22 protein-coding genes and 3 tRNA genes are annotated in these 22,811 nt (G+C 36.5%); 2 read left to right on the forward strand and 23 right to left on the reverse strand.

What is annotated here, in order from left to right; all coding sequences use genetic code 11:
• Positions 1–290: 290 nt before the first annotated feature.
• On the forward strand, positions 291–791 hold the full coding sequence (locus HNQ98_RS03940; RefSeq protein ID WP_014973868.1) for an NUDIX domain-containing protein: 501 nt from the start codon (positions 291–293) through the stop codon (positions 789–791).
• Positions 792–897: 106 nt separating this feature from the next.
• On the opposite strand, the gene HNQ98_RS03945 is transcribed toward HNQ98_RS03940, so the two are convergent.
• The 10 genes from HNQ98_RS03945 to HNQ98_RS03985 form a co-directional block, all read right to left on the reverse strand.
• Positions 898–1,449, reverse strand: a complete 552-nt coding sequence (locus HNQ98_RS03945; RefSeq protein WP_014973867.1) for an ECF transporter S component — start codon at positions 1,447–1,449, stop codon at positions 898–900.
• Positions 1,446–2,441, reverse strand: a complete 996-nt coding sequence (locus HNQ98_RS03950; protein WP_014973866.1) for a nucleoside hydrolase — start codon at positions 2,439–2,441, stop codon at positions 1,446–1,448. Before HNQ98_RS03950 ends, HNQ98_RS03945 begins: the two co-directional genes overlap by 4 nt.
• A gap of 159 nt (positions 2,442–2,600) precedes the next feature.
• On the reverse strand, positions 2,601–2,996 hold the full coding sequence (locus HNQ98_RS03955) for a DUF3021 family protein (RefSeq protein WP_014973865.1): 396 nt from the start codon (positions 2,994–2,996) through the stop codon (positions 2,601–2,603).
• Complete coding sequence (locus HNQ98_RS03960; protein WP_014973864.1) at positions 2,983–3,450, reverse strand: LytTR family DNA-binding domain-containing protein; 468 nt, start codon at positions 3,448–3,450, stop codon at positions 2,983–2,985. Before HNQ98_RS03960 ends, HNQ98_RS03955 begins: the two co-directional genes overlap by 14 nt.
• The gene (locus tag HNQ98_RS03965) at positions 3,428–4,156 is read right to left on the reverse strand and encodes a membrane protein (protein ID WP_014973863.1); all 729 of its coding nucleotides are present in this window, start codon (positions 4,154–4,156) and stop codon (positions 3,428–3,430) included. Before HNQ98_RS03965 ends, HNQ98_RS03960 begins: the two co-directional genes overlap by 23 nt.
• The gene (locus HNQ98_RS03970; protein ID WP_014973862.1) at positions 4,153–4,953 is read right to left on the reverse strand and encodes an ATP-binding cassette domain-containing protein; all 801 of its coding nucleotides are present in this window, start codon (positions 4,951–4,953) and stop codon (positions 4,153–4,155) included. The genes HNQ98_RS03965 and HNQ98_RS03970 overlap by 4 nt, the downstream gene beginning before the upstream one ends.
• 136 nt (positions 4,954–5,089) lie before the next feature.
• Positions 5,090–5,317, reverse strand: coding sequence for a hypothetical protein (locus HNQ98_RS09265; protein ID WP_223822754.1), 228 nt, complete (start codon positions 5,315–5,317; stop codon positions 5,090–5,092).
• 17 nt (positions 5,318–5,334) lie between these two features.
• On the reverse strand, positions 5,335–6,330 hold the full coding sequence (locus HNQ98_RS03975; RefSeq protein WP_223822753.1) for a nucleotidyl transferase family protein: 996 nt from the start codon (positions 6,328–6,330) through the stop codon (positions 5,335–5,337).
• Positions 6,327–8,540 (reverse strand): ABC transporter permease, encoded by a 2,214-nt coding sequence (locus HNQ98_RS03980; RefSeq protein ID WP_014973861.1) that lies wholly within the window; start codon positions 8,538–8,540, stop codon positions 6,327–6,329. Before HNQ98_RS03980 ends, HNQ98_RS03975 begins: the two co-directional genes overlap by 4 nt.
• Before the next feature lies 1 nt (position 8,541).
• Positions 8,542–9,297, reverse strand: a complete 756-nt coding sequence (locus HNQ98_RS03985) for an ABC transporter ATP-binding protein (protein ID WP_014973860.1) — start codon at positions 9,295–9,297, stop codon at positions 8,542–8,544.
• Positions 9,298–9,378: 81 nt separating this feature from the next.
• On the opposite strand from HNQ98_RS03985, the gene HNQ98_RS03990 reads away from it, so the two are divergent.
• Positions 9,379–9,681 carry a winged helix-turn-helix transcriptional regulator gene (locus tag HNQ98_RS03990; RefSeq protein ID WP_014973859.1) on the forward strand — a complete coding sequence of 101 codons (303 nt, stop codon included), beginning with the start codon at positions 9,379–9,381 and terminating at the stop codon, positions 9,679–9,681.
• A gap of 174 nt (positions 9,682–9,855) precedes the next feature.
• Here the strand turns inward: HNQ98_RS03990 and HNQ98_RS03995 are convergent, their stop codons facing one another.
• The 13 genes from HNQ98_RS03995 to HNQ98_RS04055 form a co-directional block, all read right to left on the reverse strand.
• Positions 9,856–11,793, reverse strand: a complete 1,938-nt coding sequence (locus HNQ98_RS03995; protein WP_014973858.1) for a DNA/RNA helicase domain-containing protein — start codon at positions 11,791–11,793, stop codon at positions 9,856–9,858.
• Between the two features lie 60 nt (positions 11,794–11,853).
• Positions 11,854–13,239, reverse strand: a complete 1,386-nt coding sequence (locus HNQ98_RS04000) for a DUF2130 domain-containing protein (RefSeq protein ID WP_184284954.1) — start codon at positions 13,237–13,239, stop codon at positions 11,854–11,856.
• 189 nt (positions 13,240–13,428) lie between these two features.
• Positions 13,429–14,751: an APC family permease gene (locus HNQ98_RS04005; protein WP_014973856.1), complete on the reverse strand. Its 1,323-nt coding sequence runs from the start codon at positions 14,749–14,751 to the stop codon at positions 13,429–13,431.
• Between the two features lie 234 nt (positions 14,752–14,985).
• Positions 14,986–15,058, reverse strand: a tRNA-Thr gene (locus HNQ98_RS04010).
• A gap of 31 nt (positions 15,059–15,089) precedes the next feature.
• Positions 15,090–15,162, reverse strand: a tRNA-Asn gene (locus tag HNQ98_RS04015).
• Positions 15,163–15,268: 106 nt separating this feature from the next.
• Positions 15,269–15,341: transfer RNA gene (locus tag HNQ98_RS04020), tRNA-Asn, on the reverse strand.
• Positions 15,342–15,409: 68 nt separating this feature from the next.
• Positions 15,410–16,891 (reverse strand): lysine--tRNA ligase, encoded by a 1,482-nt coding sequence (lysS, locus tag HNQ98_RS04025; protein ID WP_014973855.1) that lies wholly within the window; start codon positions 16,889–16,891, stop codon positions 15,410–15,412.
• A gap of 156 nt (positions 16,892–17,047) precedes the next feature.
• The gene (gene hslO / locus HNQ98_RS04030; protein WP_014973854.1) at positions 17,048–17,944 is read right to left on the reverse strand and encodes an Hsp33 family molecular chaperone HslO; all 897 of its coding nucleotides are present in this window, start codon (positions 17,942–17,944) and stop codon (positions 17,048–17,050) included.
• An 84-nt stretch (positions 17,945–18,028) separates the two neighbouring features.
• Complete coding sequence (ftsH, locus tag HNQ98_RS04035) at positions 18,029–20,134, reverse strand: ATP-dependent zinc metalloprotease FtsH (protein ID WP_014973853.1); 2,106 nt, start codon at positions 20,132–20,134, stop codon at positions 18,029–18,031.
• A gap of 22 nt (positions 20,135–20,156) precedes the next feature.
• A complete protein-coding gene (gene hpt / locus HNQ98_RS04040) occupies positions 20,157–20,696 on the reverse strand; it encodes a hypoxanthine phosphoribosyltransferase (RefSeq protein WP_014973852.1) in 540 nt (179 codons plus the stop codon).
• Positions 20,696–22,009: a tRNA lysidine(34) synthetase TilS gene (tilS, locus tag HNQ98_RS04045; RefSeq protein ID WP_014973851.1), complete on the reverse strand. Its 1,314-nt coding sequence runs from the start codon at positions 22,007–22,009 to the stop codon at positions 20,696–20,698. Before tilS ends, hpt begins: the two co-directional genes overlap by 1 nt.
• Positions 22,010–22,035: 26 nt before the next feature.
• Positions 22,036–22,431, reverse strand: coding sequence for an FtsB family cell division protein (locus HNQ98_RS04050; protein ID WP_014973850.1), 396 nt, complete (start codon positions 22,429–22,431; stop codon positions 22,036–22,038).
• 71 nt (positions 22,432–22,502) lie between these two features.
• Complete coding sequence (locus tag HNQ98_RS04055) at positions 22,503–22,781, reverse strand: RNA-binding S4 domain-containing protein (protein WP_014973849.1); 279 nt, start codon at positions 22,779–22,781, stop codon at positions 22,503–22,505.
• Between the last annotated feature and the right edge of the window lie 30 nt (positions 22,782–22,811).

Here is a 22,811-nt window from a genome sequence, read left to right on the forward strand (position 1 = left end):
AATCATTCAGGAATGAGTAGTGATGCGGCTACACTATTAATCCTACTGAATTCACCGGGAATATAATATGTTAACAAAATCAATGACAATAAAAATTCCCTATTCTAGAAAATCATAATAATAAGAGATTCTCACGTGCATCTGAGATAAAAGTCGTGTATGATAAGAATATGATTTTTAATTTTGTGTGTTTTAGCACAAAGTTTATTATTTGAGTTAGCAGTAACTCAGAATTAATACGCGATGAGAGATTAAATATACAATTCATAAAGTGTCGGTATGGGGGTAAAATGGTAGTTAGAAAAAATTATATTGCGCGTATGCGTGAAAAAGTTGGTCACGAGGGAATGATTTTTGTATCAGCCTATGGTGTCTTATGGAATGAAAAGCATGACGCAATCTTACTTGAAAAATGTTGGGACTCCGATGTCGGTTGGTGTTTTCCAGGGGGTTACTTGGAATATGGTGATTCACCAATGCAAGCAGTTGTTAGAGAGTTTAAAGAAGAAACTGGTTTAGATGTTGAAGTGGTCCGCATGTTGGGGCTATCCACAAACTTGACAGCAAAAAATTCATGGGGCGATGCACAGGAAACTATTGGTGTCGGTTTTGAAGTCAGACAACTTGGTGGCATACTAAAAAAGGACGGGACAGAAACCATAGATTTACAATTTGTGAACGTTTCACCTGAACCTAAGATGTTCGTACCAGAGGCTCAAAAAACCTTACATCGCGTACTAACAGAAAATGAAGTGAGTGATCGGCCCTGGCTTCGCGAGCATGAAAAATAAATTATTCAACCAGAGAAAACAAACTAATCGTTAAACAAAAAAGACTTAGCGCTTAGATGTTAATTAACATCTAAGCGCTAAGTCTTTTTAATTATAAAACATCAACTTATTCGATTGCCATTCGTGACATCAATGTCTGGTAAACAATAGCAACCACATACACGCCAATCACTCGATCTAAGTAATCCGTACCCACTTGTACCAAGAAAACTGACAGTGCTTGGTTCAAACCAAAACCATGTAAGACCTGAACAATCATACTTGATCCAGATGATGTGATACCATGAAACAAAATTACTGTGATAATGGTACTTACAATCGTAGCTGGTATAGAGATAATCAGCGCGACCCACCAAATATTTTTAAAATTCGTTGGTCGCATTTTTTTATAAACAAATCCAGATACTAATGCTGTCGCTATTTGACTAGGCATATAGTAAATGGAAAAAAGGTCCCCCGTCGTCCCATTAATTAATGCCGTTAGAATACCAGTAAATAGGCCACCAATGGGTCCGAAGAAGGCACTTCCAAGCAAGGTACCAATTGTATCCAAGTAAATTGGCAAATGTGCATATAAGGCAAGATGCCCACCAACAATGTTAATAACAATAAATAATGCAATTAACGCAATTTTTTGTGCTGAGAAATGTTTTGTCATGATAATCGCTCCAAGTTTGTCGCAATATTATCTAACTCATTTTCAATGTCAGCAACATTGCTAGCCAATAGACCACTAATAATATGTGCCATTGCAGATTTAGCATCCACAGCCTGCAAAATCGTTGCATTAGGTTGCTTTTTCCAAAAATCTGCACGATCTACAATGCTTTGACCAAGAGCAATTCCGTCCGTCACTACAGTCACATATTTATTAACAGAACGTACAAGTTCAGGATGCAATGCGTAGATAATCACTAACGGATCATTGATGACTGCGCCTAAAACATGTTCCTGTTGCCAATGAAAATCAAAATAAAATGGCATAATTTGGGCAACAAATTTAGCCTTTTCTGCATCCAAATATTGCATCATCTGCAACATATTTGGCGTGAATTCGAGTTTGCGTGTAACATCTAGTGGGACTAGTTCAATGTTCAATGGACTATTTTGAAACACGTAATCAGCTGCGTCAGGATCAACCCAAAAATTATACTCTGCCACAGGGGATGTATTGCCATTAGTCTGATCAGCACCACCCATCACAATTAAACGTGATACCTGTTGCCAGATATCTGGTTGCTGCTGAAGTGCTATGGCCACATTAGTCAGTGGTCCAAGTGCTAAAAACCAAACATCTTCATTTTCAGACAATAGCTTCGCATAACCTGCTTGTGCATCGCGTTGGCTCGGTTTCACGTCAGTCACTCGTTCAAGTTGACTTTGGCCCAAACCATCTTCACCATGTGTGTCTTGTGCACTCACATATTCATGCTTTAATGGTACTTCTGCACCCGCAAAAACCGGGATATCCAATCGATTGGCTTCTCGTAATACTTTTAATGCATTTTGAACACCAATTATTGTGGGTACATTCCCTTCAACAATACTAATGCCAATCACATCAAGTTTTGGTGACCGTAAAGCCACAAGTAATGCCAGACTATCATCAATGCCTGGGTCAGCATCGATGATCACTTTTTGTTTTCGCATTATCTCTCCTACCTTTCAAGGTTACTTGGTTTTTTATCCTGGGCAGTTTACGAACCAGTCCAATAAATGAGTTATTGATTTTGATAAATGCGTATTAAGTATAACAAATCTTTTGCGAGAATACTGCTTAAATAATTATTTTATACGATATATTTGAAGTTATTTTTTGCGATTCCTTTCGGTTAATACTTGATTAATACGGCGCGCATTATCTCGTCCCTGTTTTCTAAAATAGATAAAAATAATGACATAGGTAATCAGAAATGTTGGTAGATTAACAATTGCAATAATAACATTTCCAAAAGTCAGCCAAATAAAAATACAATAAGTTAGCATTTCTAAAAGAAAATGACTCACAAGTTGCGTAATAAACGTGATTTTATCATACTCAAATATGAGAGATAATAGGCCCATAATGGCACTCATCATCATCAACAAGATAAACTGCGTCATTGATGGTGTATCGTGGTTTAACGTAAACGATAGTAGTGAAATAAATGATCCAACACCAATACCTACTAGTAGATATACCAAAACTGCTTTAAAATGTTTCATCTTCTGCTCTCCCTTCTAATCTGTTTAAAATACCTTTGATGAACCGTCTAGACACTGTAACCCGTGTGTCATTTGTCAAAAAGGCATAGTAATTTCCAGAGAATGCCGCTTCCATCTTTGACAAATATGACAAATTCATGGCTGCCGATTTAGAAATTTGAACAAAATTAAACTTTTGATTTTCTGCTAAAAACTTTTTTAGTGTCTTTCTGGTCGTTAACTTCTGGTTATTTTTGAGAGTAAATGTCAAATCATTGCCAAAACTCTCCATTAGCATGATATTTCCCTTGTCGACCACCCTGATATTATCGGCTGTTTTGATCGCAAGTTGCCGAGAAAATGTATTTTTAGCTTTGAGGTACTGAGCAATATCTGCCAGTTCTTCAATATTGCGACCTGCGATGACAACTTTAACTTCTTCTAGTTCATCATCAATATTGATGTTTATTTCCATTTTTATTACCCACAACCACTTTCATAATCACACCAAGAATACCTAATAAAATAAGTAGATATAGACCTATTTTACCAGATATATAATCCGTGTCATTGAGATGCTTTGTATAATCAGTTATAAATAGTTTAATTGGCAAGTAATTACCTAATTTACCCACATTCATATTGCCCATAATACCCGAAATAATCATGATGGCAAAATAGCTAATCATAGAAATCCCATAAACCTGTGAAAACTTCTTCAAAATCATTGTTAATAAAAATATAATCATGAAATAGACTGCCGTACTTAAAATCTGAAAAATAGCCATCTGCACCATAATTGATGGGCTAGGTAATGGCAAATTAAAATGAGATAGAAAAATCCATGAGTAAATGATGCTTGATAACAAAACAAATCCTGTTAGGGCAATAAATTTATGTAGCGCTTGCGATACACGTGAATAACCAAAAAGTTCAGCGCGTAACGTAAAGCCATGTTCCACTTCTTGCGAAAATAGTGAACTGAACCCGACAAATACCATTGACAGCGGTATTGTAGAAAAAAAGCTGAGATAAAGCTGATTTAATGCTTGTGGTACATTGTCATAGCTACTCCCAAAAACTAACGCCATCATTGGTGCAAATGCAAATCCAAAGAATAACGTTATCATATTGCCTAATAAATTTTGAAATTCAAAGACTAATTTTCTTTTTTGAATCATGCGCGTTGTCCCTTCATAACTTCCGTATAAACTAATTCAATATCACCTTGTGTCCGCCTAAAATCATCCCCATCGTCAATAAGTTGTCTTGCGACTGAATACTCTTCTTCAGGCTGCTGTACCTTAATATTTTTGTCGACGTTGTTGCCAACAATAAATGCTGAATAGCCGACATATTGCTTAAATAGATTTTTAGGTGCATCAAAGGCAATTACTTGTCCATTATCGATAATTAAGAGCTTATCAGCTAGCTGTTCGATTTCTTTGGCATAGTGTGTCACCATGATAACGGTTGTTTGATGTTCTTTAAAATATACTTTCAATTGCTTGATGAGTGCCTGTCGGCTTTCAAAATCAAGACCAGTTGTCATTTCATCCAAAAACAGTAATTCTGGTTCTTGATAAAGTACCATGATTAGGCTCATACGTTGCTTTTGCCCGCCAGATATATTTTTAAAATGGTGAGATAATTGTGACCTGAAATTAAAAAAATCAATTAATTCAACTAACTTCTTATCTTTCTTGATGCTTGTGTTCAATAATCCTTCCATAATTTTCTGATTTGTCATAGTATCAATATAATATTGCTCCTGCATCAATATGCCGACATCATCAGTATTAAGTGTGACTTGCCCCTTAAAAGGAACTAATCCTAAACAACTATTCACTAACGTCGATTTCCCTGATCCTGATTGTCCCATCACACCAATAATTTCACCCTTATTAATGGTTAAATTCGGCACTGTCAAAGCAAGCTTTTTCCCGTATGATACATTTAATCCTTTAATTTCTAACATTGTAATCTCCCTTCTCATATTGGCTTTATTTTAGCAATTTAGGGGATCAAAAAAACCGCTTTTGTGATAAGCGGTTAAGGTGAGTGTATAACATGTGAAAATATTATGCGAGTTACCAAGAAAAATGATACTTGATTCAGTCATCAGCAACCTCCAAACGATTATTAACTAACTGTACTGTTTTGCCAAATAATTGTTCATTTTGACCTTCTCTCAAATGATCCAACAAATTCAGCATTTCTGTTATCTTGGGCGTTGTCATGCCCTTCTCCCCTTTTCGTATGGCAGTGCCAGATATATTATCTCGCCATAATTTCACAAATGGCTTAATCCGAGTTTCGTCATAGATATCATGTAACAACATACCACCTTCATCCGTTCCTAATAGTCATGTAACTGAATGTGAGAATGGCGTTTTTTGATAGCTTTAATAATGGCGTAAAATCCATCTGTTCGATAAAGATTAGGTTCAAATAATATCTCTACCTTATTCTCTAGCCCAGCTTCTTTTATTGCAGCTTTTAACATGAATACACGATTTTCTGCCTCGTAAAAAACTTGACCGGTTGGAAAAAAATTAACAAGCGGATCAGCTGTCGCAGATTTTTCATAGTAACGTTTACCAGCACGTTGATCAACAATCTTAATCATTCCCTTATCTAAAAGATACTGGTGCATCTTAGGAATAACTGTTGGATGAATATAAACTTTGTCTAACTGTCGCTTGTCAATAAAATCCTTTAAAATTGCAATATGTGACTTGTGTACGGGATTAAACGTCCCTAGATATAAACCAATCCCACCTTTAGACGGAAGTAATCCCCAAATATCTGTTATCAAACTAATGAGTACCCCAATGACACCCAGCAGTAGCCCCATAATAACGAAAAATACCTGTACATTCTTGTATCCTAATGCAGCCAATGCACTGATAATCACATTCAAGCTTAAAGCAAAAAAGATATTAGCAAATCGATTACCTTTATCATGATTACTTAGCGTAATTGCCAGATATTGTAAGCCCTGTGATGCTAAAGAAGTTAAACAAACAGCCCCAATTAAACCACCAACCATTTTGAGATTATTGGGATCGATAACATTGCCTTTAACTAGCAGACCTAGAACTAGAAGATTGTAAAGGCTCTGCCATACCAATTTTGTTAACTTACTGAGGAACATCGAACCAGTTAACCTAAAGCCTTTTTGTTCTAAATAAGTACTGATAAGCGTGAAAATGGGTAGAAATACCGCTGTAAAGGCACTAACGCCAATCAAATAAAAATTCGCATATTTTCCAGTTGGGACAGCATACGCCAAGTACATGATTAGTCCCATACTCAGTGCAATTTTTAAAAAAATACTATTGAATAATTTCATAAAAAGTACCCAATTTTAATTTTTGTGATACGACGGCTTGCAGATATAACAATTAGGCTACTTTCCACAACAAGTAGTAAAATAATGGCAATATCATATGATAACGGCAACTGAACAGTAAATTGTGTTAATCCACCTAAATCAACAAGACCATTCAATAAAAATGACCCGATAAATCTATCAAGAATCAGGCTCAATCCAATACCCAGAGCAAGTGCAAATCCTGCTCTAAATAAATACTGCACTTTCAGCTGGACGTTGGTAAACCCTAACATTTTTTTCAAGGCTAACTGCCGTTTTTCCGTTTCAATCGTCAAGTAGCTTACGAGATAAACAAACAAACCAGAAATAACGAGTGTCAAAATTGAAATAATACTAGCTAACAATTTGACTGCAGTTTGGATTGTTGTGATTAAACTTTTTGAACTTGCGCTTGTATCTGTCAGTTGGACCTTATCTCGGTGAAACCCGGTCAATAGCTTATCTTTTTGATCTGTACTTTTCAGGTTAATATAAGTATTGTTCATTGGTAAATCTAAATCAACCAAACTGTACGCTTCTTTCCCTAGATTATTAATGGTCTGATAAGTCCCCACAATTGTCATCTCAGTGTTATCAGATAATTGTGTTTTAATATGAACTTTTTGTCCAACTTTAAGTTTTAATGTCTTTATGAGGTTACTTGATAGCAACAACTCTTGCTGGTTTTTGGGCGTGTGCCCTGATAATACCTTCATTTCATATGGTATTGTACTGTACCGGTGTACAGGTATCACTTCATCTTTTAGGACAATCTTAGTTTCTTGAATATAACCACTTGATTTAATTGATGTCAGAGTATTGATTTGTTGCAACGCTTCACCTCGTATTGTGTGATCTGGCGTGCGCATGACAACATCAACCTTTGGTAATCCAAAAAGGCTGTCAACATGACCTTTAAAGCCTTGATTTAGGGTTGCAATCATTAAACTCAAAAATACAAAAAGTCCTATCACAAGCGTAAAAGTCATATAATGTCCAATTTTTTGAACATAATCTTTAAACGCAATCCCTATTTGAAGAGGTAGCGAATTTTTAGTCAAATCAAAATTAAATTTACCTTGCTTGGATTTACTTTGCCCATCTTGAAAAGCTGATGCTGGCGAAATATTACCAGTCTCTTTAAGTGATAATAAGATAATTATCATGGAGAGACCTAACATCAGCAAAGTGATAGCAAGCACTACAACAATATTAAGTGGTATATGTTTAACACTTGTAAAGCCATTTAAGTGCCAGAAAAATATAAATGCTACATTACTTGTCCAGAAACTCGCCAATATAGCAACAAATAGCCCAGCCATATTACTTAATAAAAAAGCAGACACATAAGCCAACTTGACTTGACGACCACTCATACCTAACGTTTTGAATGTCGCAATTTTTTTACGATCCTTGGCTATGCCAGAAACAAGTGCAAAGCGTATCACAAACTGACAAATTCCAAACAAAAAAATGGCAGCTAAAATAATAACCAAAGCCACAATAGTAGGCAACATCGTGTAGGCTTTCTGAATGTAAGCTTTATCATAAATCAAATCTGCTTTTAGTCGATTATGATAATCTGATAGCAGATTATCTGCATTTTTAGGTTTTTTTACTAGGTCAACAAAGGCCATCTGAGTCATTTGGCTACCTTTTTGGGCTACCAAGGTATTGAAAGTCGTTTGTGATACAATGCCCTGCTTATACTTAAAAAGCGGGCTACCAAGTAGCTGATCTTCATAAAAACCTTTCACAATCAAGTTTTTATTCCCAATATGAATCGTATCACCACGTTTAAAATTACCAGTTGATTCTAGGTATGACGCAAGTATAACCTCATGGTCTGACGGTGCCTGTACATTGACACGCGTGGTATCATCTGAGAGCAGTAAAGCAATATTTTGCTTATCTTTGCCTTCAACTTGCGTGATAATATTAGGTACAGATGAAACATTTTTTACATTCTTAAGACCTTTTAAATCAGCTGCCACATCTTGTTGCGTATCTTGTTTGACAAGGATATCAGGTAACTTATGAGTGCGGTATGCTGTTTGATACTGCGAAACATTTGCTTGATAAGCTGTTAAGACTGTAATCATCGTTAAACTTGATAAAAGGGTTAGAATAGCAATTGTCACCATAAAGGCTTTTTGTCCTAAAATTAATGACTTGACAATTTTTTGCATTTTACCACCCCATCTCTAGTAGCCAAGCTTCAACTTCTGATCGCCTAGCTTTGAGTTGGCTAGCGTCATAAGGTGTAAAAATACGGTCACCATAAATCTGCCCATCTTTTATGAATAAAATTCTATCAGCACGAAGTGCTGCCTTTAGATCATGCGTGACCATGACAATTGTTTGCCCGTTTTGATTATTTAAAGTGAGATTATCTAGTACTTCTATACCAGAAGTTGAGTCCAAGGCCCCTGTTGGTTCATCTGCAAAAAGAATTTTCGGTTGATTAATCAGACTTCTAGCAATCGCCACACGTTGCTTTTGTCCACCCGATAAATGATTAATTGCTTGATTAGCATGGTCTCCTAATCCCAATCCAGTAAGCAAATCTTTGGCACGTTGTATCACTTGCTTTTTAGATTTTGATTTCAATAGGAATCCTGGCAGACACACATTTTCTAACACGCTCAAATGTTCAATCAGGTTAAATGATTGAAAAATAAAACCAATTTCTTTGCGTCTAAATCTTGATAAAGCTTTATCAGAAAGTTTGGTTAAATCTTGTGCTTCAAAAACCACTTGCCCACTTGTCGGCTGATCCATAGTTGATATGTTTTGTAATAGCGTTGACTTGCCCGCACCTGAAGGTCCCATAATCACGGTGAAAGTCGATTCAAAAATTTCTAAATCAATCCCCTCTAAAATTTGGTTATTGTTGTCATATCGCTTAGATAAGTTTTTAACTTGAATAATACTTTTCTCTGTCATTGGTTTATGCCCCTTCTTATGATATATTAACTATAATAAACAGAAGTGATATTATTCACAATAAGGGAAAAAAAGTATACTATGCCAACTACCTGTCCAGTTCAAGACACAATTGATGTCGTTAAAGGAAAATTTACCATTGAAATTCTAGAAGCAATCCATAACGGTTATAATCATTACGGCATGATGAAAAACCATATCCCTACTATTAATCCTAGAATCCTTGCTACAAGGATAAAGGCACTTGAATCAAACGGCATTATTACACGGGAACATTTACCCACTATTCCGCCACAAATTGCCTATCATTTTACAGATAAAGGATTAAAACTATTACAGCTCGTACCTGAAATTAAGGCTTGGTATGGTGATTATCATGAGTGATGAATTGCTGTTTTGAGTCAATATAAGCACATAAAAAAGCCAAACTCGTTTGGCTTTTTATAATTAAAATAATTTCAAAAGATGTAATAGTGGTAATTGACCGAATAACCACATTGATATCAATAATACTGTGATTATAAACTTAAAAATAATTCTTTTATGAATTCTTGGTCTTTATTTATTCAAAGACTGTAATTTTTGACGTAGTTCGTTATTTACAGCATATATATAAGTACCATGAACACCTCGTGTTAATAGAATATTGACTACGTTTTTTAAAAATGCCTTGTTTTCAATTGTATTATAGTTTCCATTTTCTTTTCGAATTTTAAGATGATCATATGAAAAATCTGCATTAATGTCTAGAGAATTTGATTTTTCGTTCCATATAATGGAGGGTCCCAAAATCACACCAACATAGTTTAAATCAATTCCTTGCACAGTGAAATCACTCCCAACTTCACCAATACTTTCATTAATTTCTTGCCAAGGTATTTGCTTTTTCTGAGCCTCTTGCACTTCAGATAATTCTAAGTTCCATGGCATTACTTCAGTACCAAAGTTTACCGTCCAATATTTTCCATCTTTCGGTCTTGATTTTTGCGAGTACTGCCAATCATATGTTGCTACTATTCTACTTAAGCCATCGTCTTGGTTTTTAATTTTAATTGCTTCTTTAAATGCTTTAGCCTCATCAAAAAATTTAATGTCATATGCTTCATCATCAGGAATAGTAACTAGTGAATTTTTTTCAAAATGTGCTAAGTCTTTAATCCATTTTTGTGTTTCTTGATTAGCTTGTATACGCCACTGATCATCTAAGTAGACTGTTTTGGTATCCAGTCCATTAAGTAAGTTAAACAAATCCACATTATTCTCTACCTTACTTCGCGCTGATATAACTTGTTTTGGATCATAGACTACGACTAATGTTCTAGCTAACTCATGCAAAGCGATCAAGTCGGGTTTCCACTGATTTTTATTAACTCGACCATAGTTACCACTCCACAAGAGATGGGCTTCATCTACAAGGAGAACATCAACCATTTTCCCTTCATTAATAAATCTTGGTACGTCCATAACAACATCACTACCCATATTGAGCTTTTTTGCAATTTGCTCATAGGTTCGCCGTTGCTGTTCATGACGTACTAATAAAACCGTTTTTGATGTATGTTGTGTCTTCAAATCATCATTTAAAACCGGGTATGGATTACGCCAAATATCATAAAAAAGTTGAGACATTAGAACCGTTTTACCTGAACCGGCTAATCCTTGAATCTTGATAACTTTATTATTTGCGCCATTCACAAGTGTTTCTGCAATGACAAGTCCTATTTCGTTTTTTGCTTGCTCCTGTTGTCGACTTAAAGACTTAAATGGACTATTAGCAAACAGTGCTGAATTACGTATATCACGAATACTTGAAACAACCTTTTGTTTATATAAACGTTCCCATATTTCAGGAAATATTCCTGTTCTATAGGCTTCGCGACCATAGAAGTCAATCGATAGTCCATTATTACGACCATTGTATATTTTTTCAAACTTTTTATCACCCAACAAGTAATTCATAAACATTTGCTCAAGTTCAAGTGTTGCAGATTTATTAAATTTTGTATGTCCAATGATGTAAAGTTTTTCTTTTTCCCCATCAGAATCACTTTTAATAGCATTTAACTTATCATCAGATGATCTTAGATGCTCCATTGTTCTACGTACAATAGAACTTGCTTCACCGACATAGACTAATTGCTTAGTCTGTCCCGAGTATTGATTCAACTTTTGTCCAACTCCTAAATAAAGTGTTGGATAATTGGACAAAATAGTATTTCTCTCGTTTTTTTCAAATTTAATGATACCATCGCTAGAGTAGTCAATGGCAGTCATTATTAAATTATTACTTTCTAAAAAATCAAATACTGAGAGAATTTCATGAGCATTTAATTCCAACAAATTAAAATATTCAGCTAATAACTCATTGGGTATTGCCCGCTTATTTTTTTCCCAATTTTGAACGGCTTGCCTAGTAACGTTCAAAACTTGCGCGACATTTTCTTGAGTAAGTCCTTTATTTTCACGTTTCTCTTTAATTAATTCATATATTTTCATAGCTTAATTATCTCAAAACACAATAACGTAAAAAGCAACATTATGTTGCTTTTTATGTTATTACCCTACACCCTCAAACTTCGCCTTCATCGTCGGATTGCCACGTGTTAGCTTCTTAACACTCACATCATCCAACTTATTATTAGCTAAACGTAATTGATTCTCATACGTTGTTAATGACCGTTTAACAGCTTCCATGCGTGCAATCGATTTATCAATCTCGTCAATAGCATTTTTGAAATTCTTTGATGCGCTCTGGTAGTTTTTACCAAAAGCGTTCTTAAAATTGGTTAGATCACTTTCAAAATGTGTGATATCAATATTTTGCTCGCGAACTTGTTCCAATTCTTGCTTATATTCAACAGTATTCAGTGCAGCGTTACGCAACACGCCGATAAATTGAATGAAGAATTGCGGACGAATAACATACATTTTTTCATAGTCATTAACTTGGACAATGCCTGTATTATATAAGTCGCTATCAGCTTCAAGCATTGAAACAAGGACTGCGTACTCAGTCTTTTTCTCACGGCGGTCTTTATCTAATTCTTTGAAAAAGTCGGTATTCTTATGTTTTGCTGCTGTCGTGTCAGCCTCATTCTTCATATCAAACATAATACTGATAAATTCCATATCTTCTTGATAATCACGGAAAATAAAGTCGCCCTTTGAGTTCGCTTCTGATAATGTATTATCTTTTTCAAAATAGGCATTAGGAAAGGCATATGGACGGATTTTATTGAATTCAGTCATGGCATATTGTTCCAAACTTTCACCAATTTCTTTAGTTGATTGGCGTGCCTTAAAATCCTTATAAAATTCTACCTGTTCGTTTGCTGTTTTTAATTGGGCTTCATATTGACTTTGGATATTAGCGAGCTGTAACTGCTTTTCTTGATCTTTTAATTGCAATTGAGACGTTAGCTCTGACAATTTCTGATCACGTTCCGCTAATTCACCTTGTGTTGCAGCATCTTTTTTCAATAACTGCGTTTCCAACTCAGATTGGTTCTGTTGTTTAATTGATGCAATCTTGGTTTCAAGTGCCACAATTTCCGATTCTTTTTGAGTAATGGTAGCTTGTAAATCTAAGTCTTTTTGGACCAATTGTGATTTAAGCTCAACTTCATTTTGTTGGGCAATGCTTTTAAGCTGTGTTTCTAATTCAACAATCCGTGTGGCTTTATCATTAATATTTTCTTGAAACTGCTGTTTTTGCTGCTGTAATTGGTTCGCTAATTCTGCCTTGGTTTGTTTATCTTGCTGTGATTCCCAATCTTCCTTAGCTTGTGCTAACTTTTCATCGAGAATCTCAGCTATTTTTCCATTAATCACGCTGGTGTCGATGTTCTGTTCATCAGTTAAATCAACAACATCCCCTAATTGGGCTGTTTGATCCAAGACAAGTTCTGTCTGTGATGCAATATGGAATTTAATTTTTGACATGCTTAGTCAATCCCCCATCTTTTTTAAAAGTACATAATTATTCTTATTATAACAAAGTTTGTTTTAACCAATTAAATTTTATGATATCAATGGCATAAAGTATCTGTATCGTTTTGTGTGAATAAAAGTATTAGATAATTATATAGAAATAAAAAACGACTGATCACAAAACAGTCGTTTTTTGGTCATTTATTTTTGACGTTTTTGCATGATGAAGTACAATGGTAATCCTGCAAGTGTCGCAGCGACACCAGTCAATGCTAATTGCCATTCTGTCATAAGTGTCATCACAATAATGAATAAACCACCTAAAATCGCAATAATAGGCACGATCGGATACAGAGGTACACGGTAAGGTCGTTTAAGATCAGGCTCTGTGTGGCGTAGCTTAATGACCGCGACAAAAACCAAAGTGTAGAACAACCAAATAACGAAAACTAGCATGTCCGTCAGCATATCAAAGCCACCCATAAACATTAAGCCAATCGCTAAGACAAGTTGGAAAGTGCCAGCAACATAGGGCACTTGGAAACGGTTCAACTTCACTAACTGGTTTGAGAATGGCAAGTTATTTTCCAAAGCCATGGCATATGGTAGGCGCATACCAGTCATTGTATAACCATTCAAGGTGCCATAAATAGAAATTAAGATACCAATTGTAATCAACTTCCCACCGAAGCCACCAAAAATTTGTTGTGCAGCATCCATCGCAGTATTGGCATTCCCTTGAATCGCATTAAAAGGTAAAGCATGTAAAAAAGCATAATTAACAAGCAAATAAATTGACATGATACCCAGTAATCCACCAGCAATTGCGCGAGGCAGGTCGCGGGTTGGATTTTTCATTTCACCAGCAATATTACCGACATGAATCCAACCATCATAGGCATACATGGTTGCCAATAATCCAGCACCCATAGCCGAAGCCCAACCACCAACCGCATGACCTGGAACCACTGGAAAAATGCTCACATCAACACCACCTGGCTGTAATAGCCCAAAAATAATAATCAATGACAATGGAATCAGCTTGAAAAATAACGTAATGGCTTGGAATTGACCAGCGATTTTTGAACCCAACATATTAATAGCTGCAACTGACACCAGTGCGGCAATTCCGGAAGGAATAATAGCCACATATCCCCAGTGAAAGAGATTAGCTACCTGCGTTCCAAAGATAATGCCTTTAGCTGCTAAACTAGCCGGGAAATAAATAATAATTTGTGCCCAACCTAATACATAACTCGCTAATTTACCGTAGGCGCGTTCGATATATACCAACATACCGCCTGTTTGTGGTAATGCCGCAGCCAATTCAGCACCTGTCAAACCTGCAGCCAAACTAATCAAGCCACCCACTAACCACACAAATAATGACATGCTCGTTGAACCTGTCGCATTAGCGACACTTGAGGCTTTATAGAACACGCCTGCACCAATGACTGTTCCCACAACAGTTGAAATAGCCGGAATTAACGTCATGGTGCGATTAAGATTTTGATTCGTCCCCATGTTTACCTCTTTAACTAAATTTAATGATACCTTTCTATATTAACAGGTTATTAGACAACAAACATACCATTTTTCAATTTCTTAAAAAGCATCATTCTTGAATTAATAATTACTGTCCTCCTGCTAACAATTATCCTGACATTTACCGTGCAATTTAAAAAATAAGATAATTGATCAAAATAAAAATGCTAGTCAATTATTTGTTGACTAGCATTTTTATTATTTTTAGTTTAGTGCCGACGAGAGGAATCGAACCTCCGACCCCAGGTTTACGATACCCGTGCTCTACCAACTGAGCTACATCGGCAAGATGATAACTATAATGAGTTATCTGATAACTCCGACTGTCGGGCTCGAACCGACGACAACCTGATTAACAGTCAGGTGCTCTACCAACTGAGCTAAGTCGGAATAATTGCTTAACACAACTATTTAATTATGCCAGTTTCATTCTTATTTGTCAACACTTTTCAAGTCACAAAAAAAGCAAATCTAATAAGATTTGCTTCTCATAAAACTCCGACTGTCGGGCTCGAACCGACGACAACCTGATTAACAGTCAGGTGCTCTACCAACTGAGCTAAGTCGGAATAATTGCTTAACACAACTTAATTATTATATCTAATAATTGGTCATCATGTCAAGCTTTTTTATTAATTTAACGCATTGTCGGGAACAACAAAACATCACGAATTGTATCAGAGTCTGTCAAGAGCATAATCAAGCGGTCAATACCAATCCCCAAACCACCTGTAGGCGGCATACCATATTCCAATGCCTCAATGAAGTCTTCATCAATATTTTCGGCTTCATCATTACCGTTTTCACGTTCAGCCACTTGTGCTTCAAATCGTGCACGTTGGTCAATTGGATCATTTAATTCAGTAAAGGCGTTACCATATTCAGCACCTAAAATAAATAATTCAAAACGATCAGTAAAACGTGGGTCATCAGCGTTTTTCTTAGCCAAAGGTGAAACTTCGACTGGGTGACCATAGACAAAAGTAGGTTGAATCAAGGTATCTTCAACAAACTCTTCAAAGAAAGCATTAATGATGTGACCAACACCCCAGTACTTCTCGTACTTTACGTGTTTGTCATCAGCTAACTTTTGCGCTTCCGCAACAGTCATTTCTTTCCAGAAATCAACACCAGTCTGTTCCTTAATCAAATCAACGAGGTGTTTGCGTGCAAACTTTACACCAAGGTCAATTTCTGTTCCTTGATAAGTGATTTTCAAGTCATCTGACACAACAGCTGCAGCTGCTTTGAAGATGCCCTCAGTTTCATTCATCACGTCTGTAAAGTCCATATAAGCAGCGTATGACTCCATTGTTGTGAACTCTGGATTGTGCTTTGGATCCATACCTTCGTTACGGAAAATACGTCCGATTTCATAAACACGTTCAAAACCACCAACAACTAGACGCTTCAAATATAATTCAGTAGCAATACGCATATACATATCAATGTTCAAAGCGTTGTGGTGTGTAATGAAGGGGCGTGCAGCAGCACCTCCTGCTTCAGTTTGCAAAATGGGTGTTTCAACTTCCATAAAATCTTGTGAATCCATGTAGGCACGAATAGCTGAAATAATTTTTGAACGCAATTGGAATTTTTTAAATGAATCTTCATTAGCAATTAAATCCAAATAGCGTTTACGATAACGCGTTTCAACGTCAGCAATACCATGAAACTTATCCGGCATTGGACGTAAAGCTTTGGTCAAATGAGTCAACTTTGTTACCAAAATTGTCAATTCACCGGCTTCTGTCTTCATAACAATGCCTTGAATGCCAAGAAAATCACCTAAATCTGCGCGCTTAATAATAGGATAATTTTCACCTAAATCATCACGCTTAGCATAGACTTGAATTTTACCAGAAACATCACGAAAATCAGCAAAAATAATTTTACCAGCACCACGTTTAGCAACCATACGACCTGCAATAATCACTTCATGTTGTGCAGATTCGAGTTCTTCGAGTGTGTTGTTATCATATAAATCATGCAAATCTTGTGCCTTGGCAGTACGTTCAAAACGCTTACCAAACGGATCCAAATGTAAATCATCAACAATTGTTGCTAGTTTTTGGCGACGTGCTAACATTTGATCATTGAGGGCTTTTTCTTCTACCATATGTTTAAAGTGTTCCGGTGCGCATTCTTCCTAAAAATTAATTAGTTTTAAGCGTCCACGAACACGTTTCCTCCATTTTATTCCAGTATATACTGACCGATTTTAAAAGTTTTCACTAATATTAACTATACCAAAAAATTGTCATAAGCTCAAAGGTTAGTCAGCATTGTTTTCATTAATTTCAGAAATGATTTCACGTAACTCATCTGGCGTGAAAAAGTAACGTTTTCCTGAGAACTTACCCACAACTTCAGCACCATCATCTTCATCAATCATGGCTTGTACCTCTTTGACTGGTAAGGTAGTTAACATTTTATGATATGCCTCTTTAGTTGGTTCAGCAGCTAAACCGACACCCGCAACTTGTATAATATCGACTTCACCTTGACCAAAAATGGCTTCTAATACTGCTAGTGGTGTATAGCCATCTACTAGCATATCTGAGAGAGACGGCATATTTTTCAATGCCATTTCTAACTGATTGATTGCCTCATCAGTAGCATCTGGTAATGCCTGAACTAGAAATCCGCCAGCAACCTCCACCGTATCGTCAGCATTCATATAAACCGACACACCGACGACAGAAGGTATCTGTTCAGACTGTGCTAAATAATACGTAAAATCATCCCCTATTTCACCAGAAACCAGTTGACTCTGACCAATGTATGGATCTGAATAAGGCGCAAACTTAGTAATTTGCAAAAAACCATTCGTACCAACTGCAGCAGGAATGTCTAACCGACCGTCATTATCTAAGATTGGCTCAATTTTTGGATTAGTCACATAGCCACGTATACTACCCTTTGCATCGGCTTCCACAACAACGTTACCGATCGGACCACGACCGTTAATTTGAATCGACATCCGTTCTTCACCTTTTAGAACGGATTGCGCTGTCAAAGCTGTGGCAAGCATACCTCGACCTAACACAACTGATGCTAAACGTGATGTTTCATGTATTGTAGCAGCTTCTTTCACAAATTCTGTGCCATTTAAAGCATAGGCGCGAAAATACTTATTCTTGGTAATCGCTTTAATAAATTGATCTGACATAGTTAGATTATCTCTCTATTTTTTTGTATTTGTTAGTTATTTTTAACTGCAATAAAAAAGTTGACGTTACCGTCAACTTCTATTTTACTGATTTTTGTCGTTCTTGTCATCATCTGACTTATCATCACTTGATGGTTCTGCTTCTGAACTATCATCCTTTGAGTCATCATTTTTTTCTTCTGAATCATCATGGTTATAACGCGTTTCTGCTTCTGAATCTTTAGCATCAACTGCTGCTTTAGCCTCTTCAAAAGACTTCGCAGTAGCTAATTCATCATCTTCTTGGATATCTTTACGTGTAAAGTTACCTGTTTCATAGATATCACGAATTTGCTTTTCATCAAGTGTTTCGACTTCAAGTAACGCCTCTGCAATTGCAGCTAACTTATCTTTATTTTCAGCAATGATAGCCTTCGCATCGTCAAATGCTTCTTGAGATAAGCGACGCACTTCTTCATCAATCAAACGTGCTGTTTCATCAGAATAGTTACGATTACCAGCTTGTTCAGCATAGCCAACACTGGCATTACCTTCCAATTGAACCATACCTAACTTATCCGACATACCAAAGGCAGTCACCATTTGGCGTGCCAATCCTGTCGCTTGTTGGAAATCGTTTGAAGCACCTGAACTAGCTTCATTAAATGTGAAGATTTCAGACGCGCGACCACCCATTAATCCGGCTAATTGTTCTTTAGCTTCTGAGTAACGTAGATTAAAACGGTCATTTTTAGGTGTCATCAACGCATAACCGCCGATACGACCACGTGGCACAATCGTTACCTTACGGACAATTGAAGCTTCTGAACGAACTAAGCCAACCAATGCGTGTCCAGCTTCATGATAAGCCGTCACACGACGTTCTTGTTTGGACATACCACGATTTGTTTTAGCCGGTCCTTGGAAAATACGGTCTTCGGCTTCATCAATATCAGCAGCATCAACCTTTTTCTTGTTACGACGGGCTGCTAACAATGCAGCTTCGTTTAGCAAGTTCTCTAAGTCTGCACCAACATAGCCTGGTGTTTGTTGCGCAATAGCTTTCAAATCAACATTATCTGCTAATGGCTTGTTCTTAGCATGAACATTCAAAATTGCTTCACGTCCCTTAACATCAGGTGCGCCAATCAAAATTTTACGATCAAAACGACCAGAACGTAGCAAGGCTGGATCCAAAACATCAGAACGGTTTGTTGAGGCTAAAATAATAACCCCTTCTGAACCTTCAAAACCGTCCATTTCAATCAAGATCTGGTTCAAAGTTTGCTCACGTTCATCATTTCCACCGCCCATGCCTGTACCACGACGACGACCAACAGCATCAATTTCATCAATGAAGATAATAGCAGGTGCTGATTTTTTAGCATTTTCGAACAAGTCACGGACACGTGAAGCACCCACACCAACAAACATCTCAACGAAATCTGAACCAGACATTGAGAAAAATGGGACACTGGCCTCACCAGCAACAGCTTTGGCTAACAATGTTTTACCAGTTCCCGGAGGTCCCTCAAGCAATACACCTTTTGGAATACGTGCACCTAAGCTTACAAACTTCTTTGGTGACTTCAAAAATTCAACCACTTCAACTAATTCTTGCTTTTCTTCTTCTGCACCAGCAACATCAGCAAAGCGTACTTTGTTATCTTTTGGATCAGATGGCTTAGCTTTGGACTTACCAAAGCTCATCATGCCACCTTGACCACCCTTACCACCGCCAGCTTGATTCATCATGACGTAGAATACGGCCACAATCAAAATTACTGGAATAAGCGATACTAGCAAGTTAACCCAAAATCCAGATGACTCTTGCTGTTTCGTCACCAAATCTGTATTGGTTGTTCTTGCATTTTGTGTCACTGACTGCAATGACGCATCATTAGGTAGTAATGTTGATGTGTATCGTGTAGCAGTTTGTGTTTGCTTTAATACACTAAACCCTTTATCCGACTTAACCTTTTGCGGTTTTCTATACTCACCTGTAATGTTATAAATACCATTACTTGGCTGCACTGTGACTGACTTCAAATCCTTATCATTCAATGCTTTCATAAATTCGCTTGATGTCAAGGTTTTCGTTGTAGACTTGTCATTACCAAACAAGCCATAAATCATACCTACAACAGCAAGAAAAATGAAAATATAGAATACAGAACTTCTTAAGAAGCCACCTTTTTGATTATTGTTCATTAAGCTTCCTCAATTCTAGAAGTTAATCAGAATAAACTTCTTTTTTCAAAATACCGACGTACGGCAAATTACGATACATTTCTTTATAATCTAATCCATAACCAACAACAAATTCATTACGAACATCAAAGCCAATATAGTCAGCTTTAATCTCAACTTTGCGACCTTCTTTTTTGTCTAATAATGTCGCAACTTGAATTGATTTTGCGCCACGTTCAGCCAATAATTTTTTCAAAAATAGCAAAGACTGTCCAGTATCTACAATATCTTCTAAAATGATGACATCACGTCCTTGAACATCTGAATGAATATCAGTCACTAATGAAATTGAATTTGTACTGCTGACACCACCATGATAACTAGAAATTTTAATAAATTCTAATTTAACGTACAAATCAACTTCGCGCAATAAGTCAGCTGTCCAGAGATAAGCTCCTTTTAACACTGACAACACAACTGGTTCTTCACCAGCATAATCTTTCGTAATCTGTTTGCCCAAGCGAACAGCTGCATGGTGTATGCTGTCCTGATCAAACAATACTTCTTGTATATCGTTATCCACTACTTTTCCTCAATTCGCCATGCTAACCAATTTAAATTTAGTTTCGCATCTTGTTTGCTGGTAAACTCTGCGCTTACACGCCAATGATCACGGATTTTTACTGCGACAATGATATCATCAGTCGTTGTTAAGACCATCATGTCTTGTCGCTCAGCTATTGACAATTTTTCGTCAATAGCTAACCGCCGTAGTTTCTTATGACCATCTATGAGTGCAAGTTTATCACTAGTCGCTACCGGACGCAAGTACAAATGCGGCACTGGTTTTGCGAGTTTAAATGAGAAACTTGCCACATCATTATCCGGTTTAGAATCTGTCCATTTAACCGCATAGTTTGCAAAAATTTGCCATTGATTTAATTTTAACATAATTGGCGACAAAACTTGAGATGTAATTGTCATTTCTGTTGCATTTTTAACATATAACTGTTGATATTCTTTAACAAATTCAATATTTTTTGATAATTGTAGTCTACCAACAGGTTTTTGCTGATTTTTTAGTAGCTGCATGATTTGCATGATCTGCGCTTGCTTTAAACGATATACGCCTTGCTGTTGAATAAAATCAACAATTGCTGGCTCAAGCCACCTTTCTGGAATTTTCGTCCAGTCATGACTGATTGTTTGCACATAAATTTTAGTTTGTTCAGCAATCAAATCATTTTGCCGTTGGAGTTGTTGTGCAAAATCATTAATGTGTGCAACAGCTTCTGGATTGATTTTTTTAAATGCTGGTAAAATCTCATGACGTAAGTAGTTACGCGGTGTATAGCTTGTGTCACTATTTGTAAAATCTTCTCGCCAACTCAGCTGATACTGTTGTGCATAACTTATGATTTCTTGTTTAGTTATCGACAGAAATGGACGAACTACTTGTTGATTATACACATGCATCCCAGTTAATTGCGACAATTTACCGCCACGAATGAGCTTGAGTAACACCGTTTCTGCTTGATCGTCACCATGATGAGCAACCACAACCGTTTGTGTCTGATATTTTCTTGTTAATTGTTTAAAAAAATTATAACGTAATGTACGAGCCTGGCTTTCAATGGCCTTTTCAGGAATATCTAACCAGTCAATCGACTCAAACGTTGCTTCATATTTTTTAGCTAGCGCTTGTACAAAGGCGGCATCTCCATCGCTCTCTTCGCGCAGATGATAGTTCACATGTGCTACTATAAGCTTAGCTTTAGGCAAATGTTGTCTTAATGCATGTAACAAAACGACTGAGTCAACACCACCTGAAACAGCTACAACCAAAGTTGCATCCCACTGATATTTATTTAATTGTTGCTGAATTTTTTCAATCATGATAGAAAAAGCACCCTTATAGGTGCTTAATTATTGTCAACTGGTAGATTATAGACAATCTCTCCTTGCTTAGTGTAACCATACTTATCACGTAAAATTTGCTGCAAATAAGTTGGATCTTTTATTCGCTTTGTATTAGATTTGAGTTGTGTATTTGTTTTTTCTACTGCCGTTAAACGATCTTGTGTAGAGGTTAGCGTCACATTAACTGTGTGTAGTTTTACCTGGCTAACTAAAAGTTGCACGGCAAAAATAGTTGCTATGAACGCACCAAAAAGTAGAATTCGTTTTTCACGTCGCGCGTGCGCCTTTTTATAATAACGCTTAGCCTGCAAATTAGCAGACTCAGAGTTTTGAATAATGGTTTTAATTTCAGGCGTCACATGCTGCTTATTCAATTGTCTGCTATTATAAGTCGACATAGGATTCACTTATTACTAGTTTGGCACGTTCTTATGAACTTTTCAACAATATTTACTAATATTTAAACAAATTAATTATCTTGCTGTCGGAAATCTTGCGCATACGATTCATGCAAAACTTCATACATATCAGCAGAAGCTTCCTTTTTTGTGGTTTCCACAATTTTTAAAACTTTAACCGTTAGCGTTTTATTACCAAAGCGTACTTCTAATTCATCATTGGTCGATACATCTGATGATGATTTAGCTACCTTACCATTAATTGAAATGCGCCCTTGATCAGCTATTTCTTTAGCCACCGTCCGGCGTTTAATCAATCGAGATATCTTCAAATATTTATCTAGTCGCATTTTTCTTTCCTTAATTATTAATTTTTATAG

Origin of the sequence: Leuconostoc carnosum (assembly GCF_014207505.1) — a bacterium.
Taxonomy (GTDB): Bacteria; Bacillota; Bacilli; order Lactobacillales; family Lactobacillaceae; genus Leuconostoc; species Leuconostoc carnosum.

Coding starts and splice junctions, on each gene's coding strand:
- HNQ98_RS03940 (WP_014973868.1), top strand. CDS start 291: ATGGTAGTTAGAAAAAATTATATTGCGCGTATGCGTGAAAAAGTTGGT.
- HNQ98_RS03945 (WP_014973867.1), bottom strand. CDS start 1,449: ATGACAAAACATTTCTCAGCACAAAAAATTGCGTTAATTGCATTATTT.
- HNQ98_RS03950 (WP_014973866.1), bottom strand. CDS start 2,441: ATGCGAAAACAAAAAGTGATCATCGATGCTGACCCAGGCATTGATGAT.
- HNQ98_RS03955 (WP_014973865.1), bottom strand. CDS start 2,996: ATGAAACATTTTAAAGCAGTTTTGGTATATCTACTAGTAGGTATTGGT.
- HNQ98_RS03960 (WP_014973864.1), bottom strand. CDS start 3,450: ATGGAAATAAACATCAATATTGATGATGAACTAGAAGAAGTTAAAGTT.
- HNQ98_RS03965 (WP_014973863.1), bottom strand. CDS start 4,156: ATGATTCAAAAAAGAAAATTAGTCTTTGAATTTCAAAATTTATTAGGC.
- HNQ98_RS03970 (WP_014973862.1), bottom strand. CDS start 4,953: ATGTTAGAAATTAAAGGATTAAATGTATCATACGGGAAAAAGCTTGCT.
- HNQ98_RS09265 (WP_223822754.1), bottom strand. CDS start 5,317: ATGTTGTTACATGATATCTATGACGAAACTCGGATTAAGCCATTTGTG.
- HNQ98_RS03975 (WP_223822753.1), bottom strand. CDS start 6,330: ATGAAATTATTCAATAGTATTTTTTTAAAAATTGCACTGAGTATGGGA.
- HNQ98_RS03980 (WP_014973861.1), bottom strand. CDS start 8,540: ATGCAAAAAATTGTCAAGTCATTAATTTTAGGACAAAAAGCCTTTATG.
- HNQ98_RS03985 (WP_014973860.1), bottom strand. CDS start 9,297: ATGACAGAGAAAAGTATTATTCAAGTTAAAAACTTATCTAAGCGATAT.
- HNQ98_RS03990 (WP_014973859.1), top strand. CDS start 9,379: ATGCCAACTACCTGTCCAGTTCAAGACACAATTGATGTCGTTAAAGGA.
- HNQ98_RS03995 (WP_014973858.1), bottom strand. CDS start 11,793: ATGAAAATATATGAATTAATTAAAGAGAAACGTGAAAATAAAGGACTT.
- HNQ98_RS04000 (WP_184284954.1), bottom strand. CDS start 13,239: ATGTCAAAAATTAAATTCCATATTGCATCACAGACAGAACTTGTCTTG.
- HNQ98_RS04005 (WP_014973856.1), bottom strand. CDS start 14,751: ATGGGGACGAATCAAAATCTTAATCGCACCATGACGTTAATTCCGGCT.
- lysS (WP_014973855.1), bottom strand. CDS start 16,891: ATGGTAGAAGAAAAAGCCCTCAATGATCAAATGTTAGCACGTCGCCAA.
- hslO (WP_014973854.1), bottom strand. CDS start 17,944: ATGTCAGATCAATTTATTAAAGCGATTACCAAGAATAAGTATTTTCGC.
- ftsH (WP_014973853.1), bottom strand. CDS start 20,134: ATGAACAATAATCAAAAAGGTGGCTTCTTAAGAAGTTCTGTATTCTAT.
- tilS (WP_014973851.1), bottom strand. CDS start 22,009: ATGATTGAAAAAATTCAGCAACAATTAAATAAATATCAGTGGGATGCA.
- HNQ98_RS04050 (WP_014973850.1), bottom strand. CDS start 22,431: ATGTCGACTTATAATAGCAGACAATTGAATAAGCAGCATGTGACGCCT.
- HNQ98_RS04055 (WP_014973849.1), bottom strand. CDS start 22,781: ATGCGACTAGATAAATATTTGAAGATATCTCGATTGATTAAACGCCGG.